Source organism: Crossiella sp. CA-258035, from assembly GCF_030064675.1.
In the GTDB taxonomy this organism is placed as follows: Bacteria; Actinomycetota; Actinomycetes; order Mycobacteriales; family Pseudonocardiaceae; genus Crossiella.
Genome location: NZ_CP116413.1, coordinates 5,038,687 through 5,055,039, shown reverse-complemented (window position 1 = coordinate 5,055,039; position 16,353 = coordinate 5,038,687). Strand labels below are relative to the sequence as shown.

Here is a 16,353-nt window from a genome sequence, read left to right as displayed (position 1 = left end):
GACAGCGTGGACATCACGACGGCAGCCCCGGCGAGCACCGCGGCGGAGGAGCTGATCCGCACCCTGCCGCAGTCCTTCCGCTGGGGCGTGGCGACCTCGGCCTACCAGATCGAGGGCGCGGCCTTCGAGGACGGACGCACGGCCTCGATCTGGGACACCTACTGCCGAACACCGGGCATGGTGCACCAAGGCGACCACGGCGACGTGGCCTGCGACCACTACCACCGGATGCCAGAGGACGTCGAGCTGATCCGCTCCCTCGGCGTGGACACCTACCGCTTCTCGGTGTCCTGGCCCAGGGTCCAGCCGGGCGGCACGGGTCCGGTCAACGCCAAGGGGATCGGCTTCTACGACCGCCTGGTCGACGAGCTGCTGGCCAAGGACGTCGACCCCTGGGTCACGCTGTACCACTGGGACCTGCCGCAGGAGCTGGAGGACGCGGGTGGCTGGCCGGTGCGCGACACCGCCTACCGCTTCGCCGACTACGCCATGCTGGTCTTCGACAAGCTGCGGGACCGGGTGCGGGACTGGACCACGCTGAACGAGCCCTGGTGCTCGGCCATGCTCGGCTACTACGAAGGCCGCCAAGCCCCCGGCAGACAGAACTTCGAGGACGCCATCCACGCGGTGCACCACCTGCTGCTGGGCCACGGCCTTGCCACCCAACGGATGCGCGCCGCGGGCGACCCCGAGCACGAGTTCGGCATCACCCTGAACATGGGCACCGCCACCCCGGCCACCAACTCCATCGAGGACCGCGAGGCCGCCCGCCGGGCCGACGGTCTCGGCGCGCGGATCTACCTGGATCCGCTGCTGCGCGGGCGTTATCCGGCCGACATCGTCACCGACCTGGCCGACCGCAAGATCGAGCTGCCGGTCCAGGACGGCGACCTGGAGATCATCTCCACTCCGATCGAGGTGCTCGGCGTCAACTTCTACTCCGGCCACGTCTTCTCCGGCCGGGACGAGCACGGCAACACCCGCGACGCCGACGGCAACCCGGTCGATCGCCAGATCCCGCAAGGGAAACCGGTCACCGCGATGGGCTGGGAGATCGTGCCCGAGCGCTTCACCGAGCTGCTGGTGCGGCTGGGCCGGGACTACCCCGGCGTGCCGATGGTGATCACCGAGAACGGATCGGCCTTTGTGGACGTTCCGGACGCCGACGGCTTCGTCGAGGACACCGAGCGCACCGACTACTTCCGCCGGCACATCGCCGCGGTCGCGGCCGCGCGCGAGCAGGGCGCGGACATCCGCGGCTACTTCGCCTGGTCGCTGATGGACAACTTCGAGTGGTCCTACGGCTACGACAAGCGGTTCGGCATCGTCCGCGTGGACTACGAGACCCAGCGGCGCACGCCCAAGCGCAGCGCGCTGTGGTACCGGGACACCATCCGCCAGGTCCGGTCCGGCTCCTGACGAATGGCCGGTGCGGCAGCCGACCGGGCTGCCGCACCATGTTTTTGGTTCTCCCGAGAATCCCGCCGCCACGGGAAACCGCCTTCCCTCACCGCACACTCGAGAGGAACGGTTATGAGAACTGGCATGAAAGCGCTTACCAGAGCGGGGCTGCCGGTGGTGGTCGTGGCGGGCGCGCTGGTGCTGCCCGCCGGGCAGGCGGGTGCGGCCCCGGTGCGCCACGAGGCGGAGACCGCGACCATCTCCCAGGGCGTGGTGGAGTCCAACCACGCCGGCTTCAGCGGCAGCGGCTTCGTCAACAGCGACAACGTGGCGGGCAGCTACGTGCAGTGGACGGTCAACGCCGCCACCGCCAGCCCGAACGCGGTGCTGTCCTTCCGCTACGCCAACGGCAGCGGGGCGAACCGGCCGCTGGACATCACGGTCAACGGCAACCTGGTGTCCAACGACCTGGCCTTCCCCAGCAACGGCTGGACCACCTACCAGTCGGTCACGGTGACGACCGCGCTCAACGCGGGCGCGAACACCATCCGCGCCACCGGGGCCACCGCCGCGGGCGGACCCAACCTGGACGCCCTGGACGTGGACACCGCGCCCGCCCCCGGTCGCGGCAACCCGCAGCCGCCGGCCAACGTCAGCACCGGCTGGTCCATCCCGTGGGCGGTGTCCTTCCTGCCGGACGGCCAGTCCGCGCTGATCACCGAACGCGACACCTTCCGGGTGTTCCGGGCCGGGCTCAACGGCAGCAGGACCCAGGTGGGCACGGTGCCCAACAGCACCACCACCGGCGGCGAGGGCGGCCTGATGGGCGTGGCGGTCTCGCCGACCTGGAACGGCACCAGCGACCAGGACGTGTTCTTCTTCCACACCTCCAACGACGGCGGCGCGCAGGCCAACCGGATCGTGCGGATGAGCTTCAACGGCAGCACGCTGGGCAACCGCCAGGTCATCGTCAACAACATCCCGGCCAGCCGCTTCCACAACGGCGGCCAGCTCAAGTTCGGCCCGGACGGCTTCCTCTACGCCACCGCCGGTGACGCGCAGAACACCAGCCTGGCGCAGAACCTGGGCAGCGTGGCCGGCAAGATCCTGCGCTTCACCCGCACCGGGGCGCCCGCGCCGGGCAACCCGTTCAACTCGCTGGTCTACAGCTACGGCCACCGCAACGCCCAGGGCCTGGCCTGGGACTCGGCTGGTCGGCTGTGGTCGGCGGAGCTGGGCAACGTCTCCACCGACGAGCTGAACCTGATCCTGCCCGGCCGCAACTACGGCTGGCCGCAGTGCGAGGGCAACTGCAACGTCAGCGGCATGGAGAACCCGAAGCGGACCTGGACCACTGCGGAGGCCTCGCCCAGTTCGCTGGCCATCGTCAACGACACCGCCTACATCGCCGCCCTGCGCGGGCAGCGGCTGTGGCGGGTCGAGCTCAACGGCACCAGCGCGGGCGCGACCACCAGCCACTTCACCAGCTTCGGCCGCCTGCGCGCGGTGGTGAAGGTGCCGGGTGCGAACGCGATCTGGATCGGCACCACCAACGCCGACGGCAACGGCGGCCAGGGCCCCGGCTCCGACCGCGTCCTGCGGAGTGAGATCCGCTGAGGCGAAGCTGCCGGGCGGCTCCACCCGCCCGGCAGCACCCGCCGTGTTGGCCGTTCTGGTACGCCGTGTTGGCCGAACCTGCACCGTGTGTTGGCCGTTCTCGCACGGGGTGTTGGCCGCTGGCGCGCCGGAGCGGCCAACACCCCGTACCACTTCGGCCAACACCGGGTACGAGATCGGCCAAGACTCCGTACGAGATCGGCCAACACGATGGGGGAGGGGTCAGCGGGCGTGGCGGGCCAGGTCGGCGTGGGAGCCGGTGGGCATGTAGGCGGGGAGGATGGCGTCGACGGAGTAGCCGCCGTCGGGGCGGGGGCCGGCGTTGATGGTGCCGCTGACCAGGGCGACCCGCTGGCGCAGGCCGAGCAGGCCGCCGCCGGTGGGCGGGCCGGCGGGGGCGGTGGTGAGGCGGGCGACGGCGGGGGCGGTGTTGCGGATGCTCAGCCAGACCCGGTCCGCGCCGTAGCGCACGTGCACCCTGACCTGGCTGCCCGGGGCGTGCTTGCGCACGTTGGCCAGGGCCTCCTGCACGATCCGGAACGCGGTGCGGCCCACCACCGGCGAGGTGTGCACCGGCGAGCCGTCCTGCACCAGGTCCACCCCGATGCCCACCGACACCGTCTCGGCGACCAGCGCGGACAGGTCCGGCAGCGCGGTCGCCGGGGCTTCCACCGCGGCCTCGCCGTTGGCGCTCTTGGCGGGCAGGGTGCGCAGCACGCCGACCAGGTCGCGCAGCTCGTCCAGGGCGTGGCAGCCCGCGGCGCGCAGGTCCTCGGCGGCCTGGCGGGTGGCCTCGTCGGGGGCGGTCATCCGCAGCGCGCCCGCCTGCAGCACCATCAGGCTCACCCGGTGGGTCAGCACGTCGTGCATCTCCCCGGCCAGCCGGACCCGCTGCTCGGCGCGGGCCTGTTCGGCCAGCAGCCGGGCCTCGGTGTCGGCGTGCCCGGCGCGTTCGGCCTCGGCGCGGGCCAGCGCGCGGCGGGCCAGCAGGTGGCGGCCCAGCAGCACCGGGAGCAGGGTGAGCAGCAGGCCGGTGGCGGTGATGCCCAGGTCCAGCCGCCACGGCTGGGCGGCCAGCACCGCGGCCACCCCGGCCAGCGGCCACCACCACCATTGCCGGGCGCGGGGCACGGTGAACGCGGCCAGGCCCAGCGCGGCGGCCAGCCAGGGCACGGTGGCCAGGTTCGAGGGCAGCAGCAGGCCCGGCACCGCCAGCTCGGCCAGCACCACCCCGGTCAGCCCGAAGGCCACCGCCGCCGGGGCCACGCTCCGGCCCAGCACCAGCAGGCTGGCCACGGCCTGACCGAGCACCCCTGGCCACGGGTAGGCGTCGGCCGGCCACCAGAGCGAGCCGAGCAGCGGGGGCAGCAGACCGATGGCGAGGAGGGCGAGCGCGACCGCCGCGTCCGCGGGACTCGCCCGGCGCGGTGGCCACCATGGCCGGCGTGATGGTGCCTGCACACCGAGAACGGTACTGACTCGACCGTGGGTTCAGGTGAGAGAAACGCCTTTCGGCCCCCTCAAGTCCCTACGAACGATGTCGTTCGTCGCCTCGGATGGGCCTTTGGTCGCATTCCGCTGCCCGTGCGGGCAGGCCGCGACGGCAGCTGGTCCGGGGACTTACCGGTTTCGGGTCCTGGCGACCCCGCGCACCACACCAGGACGCGAAACCGCAGGTGCAATCGATGTCCCGTCGATCGATGCTACGCACTGTGGCCGCACCGGGGAGCGTCCTTTCGGCCCAATCGCCACCGGCCTGAATAGAAACTGGCCGGTCTACTTTTCCGGCGTGGAATTGCCGCGTTCCACCTCGACGAACCGGCCGGTCTCCGCGCGCAGCTGGGCCAGCAGGAAGGCGCCGAGGCCGACGTCGTCGGCGAGTCCGATGAACGGCAGGAACACCTCGGGCAGCAGGTCGATCGGGGAGATGATGTAGACGATCCCGGCGATCCAGAACAACCGTTTGGACCACGGCGGCGCGGGATAGCGGCGGTCGCGCATCGCGCGCAGCATCCTGGGCAGCGCCCGCGCCCGCTGCACGGTGCTGGGCGAGCCCAGGCCCTTGCGCCTGCGCACCGCGCGCACGGCGCCCGCGACCAGGAACAGCCCGCCGAGCACGGTCAGCACGATGGCCACCGTGGTCGGCTCCAGCCACAGCACCGATGAGGACAGCCGCCAGAAGGCCAGCCCGCCCAGCGCGAGCAGCGCCACCCCGAGAACCAGCACCCGACCTCCCCGACTCCTTGACCGGACAAGGGTTCCCAGTCTCATGATCGCTGAACCAGGTGAACTCTCCGGCGTGTCACCAGGATAGCCCGCAGCGAGCTGGCGCGAGCGCGGCGCGTTTCGCTACAACCCGGTGCCCATGGACCAGACAGCAGACCCGCAAGCCCCGCCGCACCCCCGTCCACAGTGGATCGGCTGGGCGCTGACCGCGGTCGTGGTGCCCGTGCTGCTGGCCGGTCTTGGTGTGGCCGTGGCCGGGCCGAGGATCGAGCACGAGCTCAGCGCCAAGGCCCGTGCCGCGCTGGGCGGGGCCGGGCACCCGGACGCCCAGGTGGCCGCGGCGGGCCGGGAGCTGACCCTCGCCGGACTGCCGGGGGAGCGGCTGGCCGCGCTGAGCACCATGGTGGCCAACCTGCCCGGCGTGGACTCGGTGGTGGCCCGCGAGCTGGCCACCACCCCGGTGCAGCTGCGGGTGCGCGACGGCGAGTTAATGGTCTCGGCCACCGGCCACAGCGAGCTGGCCACCCGGCGGCTGCTGGACGCGGTCACCGCCCGCTGTCCCGGCCACCAGGTCACCGACCTGACGCTGACCGCGCACGGCACCGGTCCCGACCTGCCAGCCGAGGAGCTGGCCCGGCTGGCCCAGGCCGCCGCCGAGACCAGGGGCGCGGACCTCACCGTGGCCATCCGGCCCGAGGCCGTGACCGTGCGCGGGGTGGTCGCCGACGCCGACCAGCGCAACACCCTCATCGAGCGGCTGCGCACCCGGTGGGCCGGGCCGGTCAGCGCGGACGGGCTCACCGTCGGGCCCTCGCCGCTGCCGTCCACTGTGGACATCCGGGCGCTGGACGCCGCGGTCGGCCGGATGGTCGAGGGCGCGGGCGGGATCAGCTTCGAGGCGGCCACCGTGCGCTGGGGCGAGGGGCACGGGCCCCGGCTGGTGGAGCGGGTCGGCAGGCTGCTGCGGGTGGCGCCCAAGTCGCTGATCACGGTCACCGCCTGGGCCTCGGAGGAGCAGCCGCCCGGCGTCGACCCGCGCAAGCTGGCCGGCCGGCGCGCCGAGCTGGTGCGCGACCTGCTTGCCGGACAAGGGGTTCCGCGTGAGCTGATCACCACCGTGGCCAGGGTCGAGCCCGGCCCGGAGACCTTCGTCCCGCACCTGCGCCGCGCGCGGGTCGCCGTCAGCTAGGAGCGAAACGATGATGTGGTTGTTCTGGCAGGTCTTCCTGCTGTGCCTGGCCTCCTTCCTCACCGGCGGCCTGCTGAGCTGGCTGCTGCTGGTGCGCCCGCTGGCCGAGCGCCGGGTACCGACCCCGGTGGTCACCGAGGTGGTCGAGGTCCTGCCGCAGGTGGTGGAAACCGCGCTGCCGCAACCGGAACCGGCCGCGGAGGTCATCCTCGGCTCGGTCAAGGGCAACACCCGGACCAAGCGCTACCACACCCCGGACTCGCCCTACTTCAACCGCACCAAGGGCGACATCTGGTTCGCCTCGGCCGCCGAGGCCGAGCAGGCGGGATACACCCCTGGCGTGGCCCGCCGCCGCACCCCGGTGCCGTCCTAGCTGGCGCTCTCCGGCTGCACCACCTGGCCCAGCACCACCCGGAACAGGTCCCGGTCCACCGTGCTGGGCTCGGCGGCCAGCCACTGCCCGATCTCGGCGATGAACTGCTCAGGGCTCATCGGCGGGGCGGCCACCTCCGGCGCCTCGCCGGTGGTGATCTCCCCGGCCCGGTTGGGGTAGAGCACCAGCACCCCGCGCACCTCCACCTCGGGCAGCAGGTCGCGGAAGGCCTCCACGCCCTCGGGCAGCCGGGTGCCGCCGCCGCGGTAGGGGTGGCCGTTGCGGCGCAGCGCGCCGGTGTCGTCGGCGGTGTAGTGGCCGGGCAGCCACAGCTTCGACTCGATCAGCACCAGCCGCCGCCCGCAGAGCACGGCGTGGTCGATGTCGGCGAACACCGAGTCCGGCCAGGCCAGCCCGTGGAAGATGCGCACCCCCGGCAGCCGGGTCAGGTAGCGGCCGAGCAGCCGCGCGGTGAGCTGCTCGGCGACATCGCCCTCCTCCGCGCCGGGCCGCCCGAACACGGTGCGGATGCCGAACTCGGCGGTGAACTCCCGGTCCGCGCGGCCCGCCGCCAGCTGCCCGCGCCACAGGTGCAGGGTCACCCCGGTGACCCCGGCGAAGACGGCCAGCCACAGGCCGATCAGCCACGCCGAGCCGGTCAGCGCGGGCAGCAGCACCCACATCGCCAGCCAGGCCGCCAGCGAGCCGAAGGCGGGCCCGTGGCCCGGGCCGGTCGGCGGCACCAGGCGCACCCGCTCCACCGGGTCGACCTCGGGCCACCACGGGATGGTGTCCGGGTCCAGCCGCGGCATGGCCGGGGTGAACTCCGGGTCCGGGCCGAAGGTGCGGGTCCTGCGCGCGGCGCCGGTGCGCGGCCACGGCCTGGCCCGCTGCCGGGTGCCGCGGCGGGGCGGTTCCGGGGCCTCGACGGTGACCTCGATGTCGGACTCGTCGATCCAGTCCTCGGTCTCGTCCCAGTCGTCCTCGTCGTCCTCGCCGCGGTCGTAGTCGGCCCGCCGGTCCGGGTCGTTGAGCGTCTCGTAGGCCTCGCGCAGCAGCCGGAAGGAGCCCGAGGTGCCACCGGCGTCCGGGTGCATGACCTTGGCCAGCGCGCGATAGGCGGTCTTGATCTCCGCCGCGGTCGCGGTCCGGCCGACGCCAAGCAGCTCGTAGTAGTCGACCGCGCCCACGATCCCGCCCACCTTCCGTGTCTGCGCGAACACCCTATGGGGTGCCCGCGGAAGATGATCACCCGCCTCCACCCTGCGGGCCGGAGCGGAAGGAGTGATAAGCGATCCGTATTTCGACCAGTGTTCTGCATATACCCGAGCGCGAAAGGCCACCCTTCCTCTAACGTGATAGCCGACACACACGAAAGGCGGTAGCCGTCATGATGGAACAGGTCCGAGAACGCACCGAGCCCGCGCCCAGGGTCGGGCTCCCGGTGCAGGCCGAGCGCCAGAGCAGGTCGCGCCAGGTGGCCGGGAGCCCGATCCCGCAGTGGTTGCTGGACGACGAGACGTTCGAGCCGCACATTGTGCGCGGACTGGACTGACTCGTTTCGTAATAACGTCCCGGTCTCGACGACCCCTCCGAGATCCGGACCGACAGTTTTACCTTCCCCGACCGGGTGATTTCCGGAGTGGACGGCATCGAGGCGCTGACGCGGTGATCCCGCGAACCAGCGCCGCGCCACCACACCGTTGAGGCCCGACCCGGTCCTGGGAGTCCTCCCTCAGCTCACCGTCGAGCGCGTGCCGTTGGTCTCGCGCAACGTGCGCATGGCTTCGGCGAGGGCGGCGGCCTGCTCGGACCCGAGCGGGGTGAGCACGGTGCGGCGCAGGTTGTCCGCACCGGCCCGGCGGGCCGCCGCCGCCACTTCCGCGCCGTGCTCGGTCAGCACCGCGTAGGTGACCCTGCGGTCGTTCTCGCACGGCTCCCGGCGGATCAGTCCCGCCTTGACCATGCGGTCGGCCACCTTGGTGAACCCGCCGCTGGTGAGCGCGGCCTCGGTGGCCAGCCTGGTCATCTGCATCCGGTGGCCCTCGGAGCGGATCAGCCGCAGCAGGATGTCGAAGGGGGCCGGTTGCAGGCCGAACTTCTCCGCGATCTCGCTCATCAGGCGGTCCTGGGTGGCCAGGTAGCCCTCGATCACCAGTCCCCACCAGGTGATGATCTCGTCATCGGCGATCTTGTCCGGCTCGGTCATGCCGTCAGCATAGCCATGCACCCCTTCCGGGGAAACTTCTTGCGAGGAAGATAATCCCGGCGTAGCGTCTCTGGCATGAGCATCCAGACCAGCGGGCTGCACCACGTCACCGCGATCGGCGGCGACCCCCAGCGCAACGTCGAGTTCTACCTGCGCGCACTCGGTCTGCGCCTGGTCAAGACCACGGTCAACTTCGACGACCCCGGCACCTACCACCTCTACTACGGCGACGGCTCCGGCCGGCCCGGCTCGCTGATCACCTTCTTCCCGTGGAAGGACGCGCCCCTGGGCAGGCACGGCACCGGGCAGGCGACCACCACCTCCTTCTCCGTGCCGGAGTCCTCGCTCGGCTGGTGGCGGCAGCACCTGGCCGAGGCCGGCGCGCCGGTCAGCGAGATCAAGGGCCGCGACGGCGAGGAAGCCCTGCTGTTCCGCGACCCGGACGGCCTGGAGCTGTCCCTGGTGGCGCACCCGCAGGAGGATCCGCGCGATCCCTGGGACCACGGCCTGGTCCCGCCCGAGCACGCCATCCGCGGCCTGCACTCGGTGACCCTGTCCGTCACCGCGGAACAGGCCACCGCGGGCACCCTGACCGAGGACCTCGGCCTGCGCTTCGTCGGCCAGGAGGGCAACCGGCTGCGGTTCGAGGCCGGGGACGGCGGTCCGGGGTCCCTGGTGGACGTGCTGGTGCGTCCCGGGGACGAGCGCGGGCTGGTCGCGGTCGGCACCGTGCACCACGTGGCCTGGCGGGTGCCGGACGATGCCACCCAGGTGTCCTGGCGGGACGAGCTGCTCGACCGGGGCGTCCGGGTCACCGAGATCCTGGACCGGCAGTACTTCCGGTCCATCTACTTCCGCGAGCCCGGCGGCACCCTGCTGGAGGTGGCCACCGACGGCCCCGGCTTCGCCGCCGACGAGCCGCTGCTGGAGCTGGGCCGCGCGCTGAAGCTGCCGCCGTGGCTGGAGCCCAGCCGCGAGCAGATCCAGCGCGCGCTGCCGAAGCTGGAGCTCCCGGCGTGAGCCTGACCCACCGGTTCCGCGCGGGCGACCCTGCCGCGCCGGTGCTGCTGCTGTTGCACGGCACCGGCGGCGGCCCGGAGGACCTCCTGGGACTGGCCGAGCACCTGAGTCCCGCCTCGGCCACCCTCGCGCCGCTGGGCCCGGTGTCCGAGCACGGCATGGCCCGCTGGTTCCGCCGCCTGGCCGAGGGCGTCTTCGACCACGAGGACGTGCGCCGCCGCGCGGGCGAGCTGGCCGAGTTCATCCTGGCGGCCAAGGAGGAGTACGGGCTGGGGGAGCGGCGGCTGGTCGCGGTCGGCTTCTCCAACGGGGCCAACATCGCCGCCGCGGTCACGCTGCTGCACCCGGAGGTGCTGCGCGAGGCGGCCCTGTTCGCCGCGATGAGCCCGCTGCCCGAGGACCCCGGCACGGATCTCACCGGCAGCAGGGTGTTCCTGGCCAACGGCACCGCCGACCAGATGGCGCCACTGGCCTCGGTGGACCGACTGGAGGCGACGCTGCGGGCCCGCGGCGCGGAGGTCACCGCCTTCCGCCACCCGGGCGGGCACCAGCTCACCCTGGAAGCGGCCCGGGCCGCGGCCGACTGGCTCAACGCCTGAGATGATTCCCGCCATGGGCATCCGCACGGTGGAGATCACCGACGACATGATCCGGCTCGGTCAGTTCCTCAAGCTGGCCGGGCTGGCCGAGGACGGCGGGCAGGCGAAGTCGCTGATCGAGGAGGAAGAGGTCACCGTGAACGGGCGGGTGGAGACCCGGCGCGGCGCCCAGCTGCGCGACGGCGACGTGGTCGCGGTGGGCGAGGAGAAGGCCAGGTTGGTCACGGCCTGAGCTGCTCGGCCACCCAGGCCGCCACCTGCGCCCTGGACCGCAGCCCGAGCCGGGCCAGGATGTGCTCCAGGTGCGCCTCCGCGGTGCGCTGGGCGATGGTCAGCTCGCGGGCGATCTCCTTGTTGCTCAACCCCCGCGCCACCAGGTGGGCCACCTCCAGCTGCCGCCGGGTCAGCGTGCTCGGCACGGCCGGGGCGACCAGCTCGGCCTCGGCGTAGGTCACCGCCTGGTCCAGGTCGAAGCGCAGCCCGCGCCGCCGCGCGGCCTCGAACGCGCCGGCGGAGAGGGCCTGGCGGATCCGCGCGGTCGTCTCGGCCCGGTGCCGGGCTATCGCGTCGGCGCTGAAGAAGCTGGTGCCCACCGGGGTCAGCACCGACTCCACCGCGCCGGTCAGGCAGGCCGCCGCGGTGTGCCGCCCCTGCGCGGCGAAGGCCCAGGACAGGACCTCCAGGGTCAGGCCGAGGCCGGCGCGGTCGGCGAAGCTGCGCTTGCCCCGGATGCTCTCCAGCAGCAACGGCAGCGCCGCCGCGGGTTGCCCGTCCAGCCAGTGCGCCAGCCCGGTCAGCGTCTGCGCCCAGGTGCGGATCCACACCTCGCCCGTGGGCTCCGCGATCGCGATCGCCTCCTCGCAGCGCGCCACCGCGTGCACCAGGTCCTGCTGCGCCGGGTCAGCGCGCAGGCAGTGGCACAGCGCCTGCTGCACCATCGCCAAGCTCGCGCCCAGCTGGTCGCCGACGTCGAGCTGGCGCTCGATCGCCTCCTGGTAGAGCGTGACCCCGGCGCTGGTGTCGCCGGCGTACATGACCCAAGTGGCCCGGTACTGCACCGCGTAGGCCAGCACGCGCGCCGAGCCCAGCTCGCGGGCCAGTTCCTCGCACTCCAGCACCGCGGCGTGCATGGTGGCCAGGTCCCCGCGCACCGCCGCGACCTGCGCGGTCACCCACAGCGCGGTGGCCCGCAGCTCGGTCGGCTCCGGGGCGGCGCCCAGCGCGCGGGTCAGCCACAGCTGGCCCTCCTCGGTGGCCCCGCACACCGCCCAGTACCAGTTGAGCGCGGTGACCAGCCGCAGCGCCACCTGCGCGCCGCCGGGCTCGGCCAGGCTGAACTCCAGCGCGGCCCGCAGGTTGCCCAGCTCGGCGTCGCAGCGCCTGCTCCAGCGCGCCTGCTCCGGTCCGTGCCAGCCCCGGTCGAAAGCGATCGCCAGCCGCAGGTAGTGGTCCCGGTGCCGGCGCCGCCAGCGGAGCAGCCGGCCCTGGCCGATCAACCGGTCCCGGCCGTACTGGCGGATGGTCTCCAGCATCCGGTACCTGGCCGTGCCCTCGCCCTCGACCCGGCTGACCACCGACTTGTCCACCAGCCCGGTCAGCGCGTCCAGCACCTGGCCGCGGGTCAGGTCCTCGCCGGTGGCGATCTCCTCGGCGGCGGCCAGGTCGAACCCGCCGACGCACACCGACAGCCGCTCCCACAGGATCCGCTCGGCCGGGGAGCACAGGCCGAAGCTCCACTCCACGGTGGCCCGCATGGTCTGCTGCCGGGGCACCGAGGTGCTCGCGCAGAGCAGCAGGTCGAACCGCTGCTCGAACTCCGCCAGCAGGTCCTCCGGCCCGCTGCCGGGCAGCTGGGCGGCGGCCAGCTCGATGGCCAGCGGGATGCCCTCCAGGCGGCGGCAGAGCTGGGCGATCGGCTCCCGGTTGCGGCCGTCCACGCTGAGTCCGCCGCGGGCCAGCAGCAACCGGACCGAGCTGAAGCCGCGCAGCTCCTCCAGGGTCAGCCGCCTGCCGGTGGGTGGCACGTCCAGCGGCGGCACCGGCAGCAGGTGCTCCCCGCCGATGCCCAGGGCCTGGCGGCCGGTGGTCAGCACGGTCAGGCCGGGGGCGTGCGGCAGCAGCGCGCCGACCAGCTCGGCGCAGGCGGCCACCAGGTGCTCGCAGTTGTCCAGCACCAGCAGCACCCGCCGCTCGCGCAGGAACTCCCGCATCGCGGCCATCGGCGGCCGGGACGAGCGCTCGGTGGCGCCGAGGCGGTCGGCCACGGTCTGGGCGAGCAGGCCGGGATCGTCCAGCGCGGCCAGCTCCACGTGCCACACCCCGTCCGGGAAGGCCCGCCGGGACTGCCCGGCCACCCGCGCGGCCAGCCTGCTCTTGCCCACCCCGCCCGGCCCGGTCAGGGTGACCAGCCGGTGGTCGAGCAGCAGCCTGCGGGCCCGTGCGGTCTCCGTGGCCCGGTCGATGAAGGAGCTCATCTCGACCGGCAGGTTGCCTGGTGCCGCCGAAGCCATTGCGTGCACATTACGGCACTCTCCGTAGATGATCATCTTGCTGGGGATGGTTACAGACACATGCAAACTGCAAATAACACAAAAAGCAGTAGTACTCCCGATGTGCCGGTAGAGCACGCCGTGTGACGCTTCCGGTACCCAGCGAAGGGCAACTCGGTAGGAGGCGCCCGGTGGACGGCACCGGTTTTCTGGATGTCGAGGTTCGGGACGAGGCGCGGGTACGGGTCGTCGGACTGGCGGGCGAGCTGGACCGGATCGCGTGTTACGAGGTGCGGCAGCTGCTGCTCGGCCTGGCGGTGGAGCGGCCCAAGGCGATCATCGTGGAGCTGGGCGAGATCAAGGTCGCCTCGCCCGCGCTGCTGGTGGTCTTCGACGTGGTCGCGGCCGAGGTCGCCGACTGGCCGGGGGTGCCGGTGCTGCTGGCCATCACCAGCCCCTCGGTGCGGTTGATCTTCGCCGCGGTGCGGCTGCCGGAACGGGTGCTGGCCTGCCAGAGCGTGGCCGAGGCGATGGCCGCGCTGGACACCGGTCCGCGCGGGCGGCGACTACGCCTGCCGGTGCCGGCCTCGCCCTCCGGCGAGCTGCTGGCCAGGGCCGCCGCCGAGCAGATCTGCCAGAGCTGGCGGCTGCCCGGCCTGACCGAGGTGCTGCCGCCGGTGGCCGCCGACCTGGTCGCGCACACCGCCGCCGAGCGGGGTGAGTGCGTGACCTTGCAGTTCTGGACCGACGTGCAGCGGATGGTGGTCTCGGTGCGCGGGCTGCTGCGCGGCGGCAGCGCGCTGGCCGTGCCGGCCTGGCGGGACTCGGTCTCCGGGCACACCCCGACCGGCGACGGCGCGGTGGTGCTGTGGACCTCGCTGGGACTGGCTTGCATGAAGGACTGAATCGCGGTTCACTCCTTGTATGCCGTACCGCCGCACGCCTTCGGTCGACGCGCGCCGCGCCGCGACCAGGGACCGGGTGCTGGGCGCGACCAGGGAGCTGCTGGCCGAGGCCGGGTACGCCGGTTGCTCGATCGCGGCCGTGGCCAGGCGGGCCGGGGTCGCGGCCGGTTCGGTGTACCTGCACTTCCCGAACAAGGCCGACCTGCTGGCCGAGGCGTTCCGGGTGGTGGTCGGGCACGAGGTGGCCGCGGTCGCCCAGGCCGTGGCCGCCGCGCCGGACCACCGGGCCGGGGTGGTCGCGGTGGTGGAGACCTTCGCCGGGCGCGCGCTGAAGTCGCCCCGGCTGGCCTACGCGCTGCTGGCCGAACCCATCGACGCCGCGGTGGAACGCGAGCGCCTGCGCTTCCGCGTCGCCTTCCGCGACCTGGTCTCCGGCGTGCTGGCCACCGCGGTCGAACGGGGCGAGCTGCCACCGCAGAACCCGGCGGTCACCGCGGCCGCGCTGGTCGGCGCGGTCGGCGAGGTGCTGATCGGCCCACTCGCCGCCGGGCACGCCGACCCGGACACCATCCCGAACCTGATCTCCTTCTGCCTGCGCGCGATCGGAGCCCACGATGCCCACCCATGAGGTCACCAACCAGGTCCCCCCGCTGCTCGACCACGACGTCGCCGCCGACCCGGCCCTGGTGGAGGCGCTGCACCGGGAAGGCGCGGGCTGGGCCGAGCCCGAGTTGCACGAGCTGGGCCGCCTGGCCGGCAGCGGGCAGGCCCAGGAGTGGGGCCGGCAGGCCAATGACCACCCGCCGGTGCTGCGCACGCACGACCGGTACGGGCACCGGATCGACGAGGTCGAGTTCCACCCGGCCTGGCACCAGCTGATGACGGTCGCGGTCGGCCACGGCCTGCACGCCGCGCCCTGGCGGGACACGCGGTCGGGCGCGCACGTGGCCCGCGCGGCCAAGTTCTTCGCCTGGGGCCAGGTCGAGCCGGGCCACAGCTGCCCGATCTCGATGACCTACGCCGCCGTGCCCGCGTTGCGCGCCACCCCCGAGCTGGCCACGCGCTACGAACCGCTGCTCGCCGCCACGGAGTACGACTTCGGGCTGCGCGAGCCCTCGGGCAAGCGCGGGCTGATCGCGGGCATGTCGATGACGGAGAAGCAGGGTGGCTCCGACGTCAGGGCCAACACCACCAGCGCCACTCCCATCGGCGACGGCGCGTACACCCTGGTGGGGCACAAGTGGTTCACCAGCGCGCCGATGTCGGATGTGTTCCTCACCCTGGCCCAGGCGCCCGGTGGCCTGTCCTGCTTCCTGCTGCCCAGGGTGCTGCCCGACGGCACCCGCAACCGGATCCGGCTGCAGCGGCTGAAGGACAAGCTGGGCAACAAGTCCAACGCCTCCGCCGAGATCGAGTACGAGGACGCGGTGGGCTACCTGGTCGGCGAGGAGGGCCGCGGGGTCCGCACCATCATCGAGATGGTCAACATGACCCGGCTGGACTGCTGTCTGGGCTCGGCGGCCGGGATGCGCGCCGGGGTGGTGCAGGCGGTGCACCACGCCACCCACCGCTGGGCCTTCGGCAAAGCCCTGGTCGACCAGCCGCTGATGGCCACCGTGCTGGCCGACCTGGTGATCGAGTCCGAGGCCGCCACCACCATGGCGATGCGCCTGGCCGGGGCCACCGACCGCGCCCAGCGCGGCGACGAGCAGGAGGCGCTGTTCCGCCGGATCGGCCTGGCGGTGTCGAAGTACTGGCTGTGCAAACGCGGCCCCGCGCACGCGGCCGAGGCGCTGGAATGCCTGGGCGGCAACGGCTACGTGGAGGAGTCCGGCATGCCCAGGCTCTACCGCGAGGCCCCGCTGATGTCGATCTGGGAGGGCTCCGGCAACGTGGCCGCCCTGGACGCCCTGCGCGCCATGGGCCGCCAGCCGGAGACCGTGCGGGCCTACTTCGCCGAGGTGGACACCGCCCGCGGCCTGGACCCGAGGCTGGACGCCTTCGCGGCGAAGGTGCGCGCCGAGTTGAGCGACCTCACCGACATCGAGGCCCGCGCCCGCCGCGTGGTGGAACGGATGGCACTGCTGCTGCAAGGCGTGCAGCTCCTCCGCCACGGCAACCCCGCGGTCGCCGAGGCCTTCTGCGCCAGCAGGCTGGCCGGCGACTGGGGCGTGGCCTTCGGCACCCTGCCGCCGGGCCTGGACCTCAAGGCGATCATCGACCGGGGCCGCACCGTGCGCTCTTGAGCGGAACGGGCGAGTCCGGACAGGTGAACGCGCTGCCCGATGGGGCGGCGGAGAGGGCAGGAAACCCCGCGGCAGATAC

General features: G+C 73.0%; 16 protein-coding genes. 11 read left to right on the top strand and 5 right to left on the bottom strand.

Features of this window, described 5'->3' with window-relative positions; genetic code table 11:
• Positions 1–12 precede the first annotated feature (12 nt).
• Both N8J89_RS23160 and N8J89_RS23155 read left to right on the top strand, forming a co-directional pair.
• Positions 13–1,419 (top strand): GH1 family beta-glucosidase, encoded by a 1,407-nt coding sequence (locus tag N8J89_RS23160; protein WP_283666230.1) that lies wholly within the window; start codon positions 13–15, stop codon positions 1,417–1,419.
• 126 nt (positions 1,420–1,545) lie between these two features.
• Positions 1,546–3,018: a PQQ-dependent sugar dehydrogenase gene (locus N8J89_RS23155; protein WP_283659092.1), complete on the top strand. Its 1,473-nt coding sequence runs from the start codon at positions 1,546–1,548 to the stop codon at positions 3,016–3,018.
• Positions 3,019–3,240: 222 nt separating this feature from the next.
• On the opposite strand, the gene N8J89_RS23150 is transcribed toward N8J89_RS23155, so the two are convergent.
• Together N8J89_RS23150 and N8J89_RS23145 are read right to left on the bottom strand one after the other, a co-directional pair.
• Positions 3,241–4,479, bottom strand: a complete 1,239-nt coding sequence (locus tag N8J89_RS23150; protein ID WP_283659091.1) for a sensor histidine kinase — start codon at positions 4,477–4,479, stop codon at positions 3,241–3,243.
• Between the two features lie 315 nt (positions 4,480–4,794).
• Entirely contained in the window at positions 4,795–5,244 is a 450-nt protein-coding gene (locus N8J89_RS23145; protein WP_283659090.1) for a YkvA family protein, read from the bottom strand.
• 139 nt (positions 5,245–5,383) lie between these two features.
• On the opposite strand from N8J89_RS23145, the gene N8J89_RS23140 reads away from it, so the two are divergent.
• On the top strand, positions 5,384–6,433 hold the full coding sequence (locus N8J89_RS23140; protein WP_283659089.1) for a hypothetical protein: 1,050 nt from the start codon (positions 5,384–5,386) through the stop codon (positions 6,431–6,433).
• A 10-nt stretch (positions 6,434–6,443) separates the two neighbouring features.
• Positions 6,444–6,806 (top strand): sunset domain-containing protein, encoded by a 363-nt coding sequence (locus N8J89_RS23135; RefSeq protein ID WP_283659088.1) that lies wholly within the window; start codon positions 6,444–6,446, stop codon positions 6,804–6,806.
• Here N8J89_RS23135 and N8J89_RS23130 read toward each other — a convergent pair.
• Positions 6,803–8,008 carry a J domain-containing protein gene (locus N8J89_RS23130; protein ID WP_502868323.1) on the bottom strand — a complete coding sequence of 402 codons (1,206 nt, stop codon included), beginning with the start codon at positions 8,006–8,008 and terminating at the stop codon, positions 6,803–6,805. The genes N8J89_RS23135 and N8J89_RS23130 overlap by 4 nt on opposite strands.
• Before the next feature lie 188 nt (positions 8,009–8,196).
• On the opposite strand from N8J89_RS23130, the gene N8J89_RS23125 reads away from it, so the two are divergent.
• Complete coding sequence (locus N8J89_RS23125) at positions 8,197–8,361, top strand: hypothetical protein (RefSeq protein ID WP_252484883.1); 165 nt, start codon at positions 8,197–8,199, stop codon at positions 8,359–8,361.
• A 180-nt stretch (positions 8,362–8,541) separates the two neighbouring features.
• Here the strand turns inward: N8J89_RS23125 and N8J89_RS23120 are convergent, their stop codons facing one another.
• The gene (locus N8J89_RS23120; protein WP_283659087.1) at positions 8,542–9,015 is read right to left on the bottom strand and encodes a MarR family winged helix-turn-helix transcriptional regulator; all 474 of its coding nucleotides are present in this window, start codon (positions 9,013–9,015) and stop codon (positions 8,542–8,544) included.
• Between the two features lie 75 nt (positions 9,016–9,090).
• On the opposite strand from N8J89_RS23120, the gene N8J89_RS23115 reads away from it, so the two are divergent.
• The 3 genes from N8J89_RS23115 to N8J89_RS23105 are packed head-to-tail and all read left to right on the top strand — an operon-like array spanning position 9,091 to position 10,866.
• Positions 9,091–10,035: a ring-cleaving dioxygenase gene (locus N8J89_RS23115; protein WP_283659086.1), complete on the top strand. Its 945-nt coding sequence runs from the start codon at positions 9,091–9,093 to the stop codon at positions 10,033–10,035.
• Positions 10,032–10,634, top strand: a complete 603-nt coding sequence (locus tag N8J89_RS23110; RefSeq protein WP_283659085.1) for an alpha/beta hydrolase — start codon at positions 10,032–10,034, stop codon at positions 10,632–10,634. Before N8J89_RS23115 ends, N8J89_RS23110 begins: the two co-directional genes overlap by 4 nt.
• Positions 10,635–10,647: 13 nt before the next feature.
• Positions 10,648–10,866, top strand: coding sequence for an RNA-binding S4 domain-containing protein (locus tag N8J89_RS23105; protein WP_283659084.1), 219 nt, complete (start codon positions 10,648–10,650; stop codon positions 10,864–10,866).
• On the opposite strand, the gene N8J89_RS23100 is transcribed toward N8J89_RS23105, so the two are convergent.
• A complete protein-coding gene (locus N8J89_RS23100; protein ID WP_283659083.1) occupies positions 10,856–13,144 on the bottom strand; it encodes an ATP-binding protein in 2,289 nt (762 codons plus the stop codon). The genes N8J89_RS23105 and N8J89_RS23100 overlap by 11 nt on opposite strands.
• A gap of 170 nt (positions 13,145–13,314) precedes the next feature.
• On the opposite strand from N8J89_RS23100, the gene N8J89_RS23095 reads away from it, so the two are divergent.
• Genes N8J89_RS23095 through N8J89_RS23085 form a run of 3 tightly spaced genes read left to right on the top strand, consistent with a single transcriptional unit; the run spans position 13,315 to position 16,274 of the window.
• Positions 13,315–14,028 carry an STAS domain-containing protein gene (locus N8J89_RS23095; protein WP_283659082.1) on the top strand — a complete coding sequence of 238 codons (714 nt, stop codon included), beginning with the start codon at positions 13,315–13,317 and terminating at the stop codon, positions 14,026–14,028.
• Between the two features lie 19 nt (positions 14,029–14,047).
• A complete protein-coding gene (locus N8J89_RS23090; protein WP_283659081.1) occupies positions 14,048–14,656 on the top strand; it encodes a TetR/AcrR family transcriptional regulator in 609 nt (202 codons plus the stop codon).
• Positions 14,643–16,274, top strand: coding sequence for an isovaleryl-CoA dehydrogenase (locus tag N8J89_RS23085; protein ID WP_283659080.1), 1,632 nt, complete (start codon positions 14,643–14,645; stop codon positions 16,272–16,274). The genes N8J89_RS23090 and N8J89_RS23085 overlap by 14 nt, the downstream gene beginning before the upstream one ends.
• Positions 16,275–16,353: the final 79 nt, after the last annotated feature.

Excerpts from the sequence above, each read along its gene's own strand:
- N8J89_RS23155 (WP_283659092.1), top strand. The coding sequence starts at position 1,546 with ATGAAAGCGCTTACCAGAGCGGGGCTGCCGGTGGTGGTCGTGGCGGGC.
- N8J89_RS23140 (WP_283659089.1), top strand. The coding sequence starts at position 5,384 with ATGGACCAGACAGCAGACCCGCAAGCCCCGCCGCACCCCCGTCCACAG.
- N8J89_RS23135 (WP_283659088.1), top strand. The coding sequence starts at position 6,444 with ATGATGTGGTTGTTCTGGCAGGTCTTCCTGCTGTGCCTGGCCTCCTTC.
- N8J89_RS23125 (WP_252484883.1), top strand. The coding sequence starts at position 8,197 with ATGATGGAACAGGTCCGAGAACGCACCGAGCCCGCGCCCAGGGTCGGG.
- N8J89_RS23120 (WP_283659087.1), bottom strand. The coding sequence starts at position 9,015 with ATGACCGAGCCGGACAAGATCGCCGATGACGAGATCATCACCTGGTGG.
- N8J89_RS23115 (WP_283659086.1), top strand. The coding sequence starts at position 9,091 with ATGAGCATCCAGACCAGCGGGCTGCACCACGTCACCGCGATCGGCGGC.
- N8J89_RS23105 (WP_283659084.1), top strand. The coding sequence starts at position 10,648 with ATGGGCATCCGCACGGTGGAGATCACCGACGACATGATCCGGCTCGGT.
- N8J89_RS23100 (WP_283659083.1), bottom strand. The coding sequence starts at position 13,144 with ATGGCTTCGGCGGCACCAGGCAACCTGCCGGTCGAGATGAGCTCCTTC.
- N8J89_RS23090 (WP_283659081.1), top strand. The coding sequence starts at position 14,048 with ATGCCGTACCGCCGCACGCCTTCGGTCGACGCGCGCCGCGCCGCGACC.
- N8J89_RS23085 (WP_283659080.1), top strand. The coding sequence starts at position 14,643 with ATGCCCACCCATGAGGTCACCAACCAGGTCCCCCCGCTGCTCGACCAC.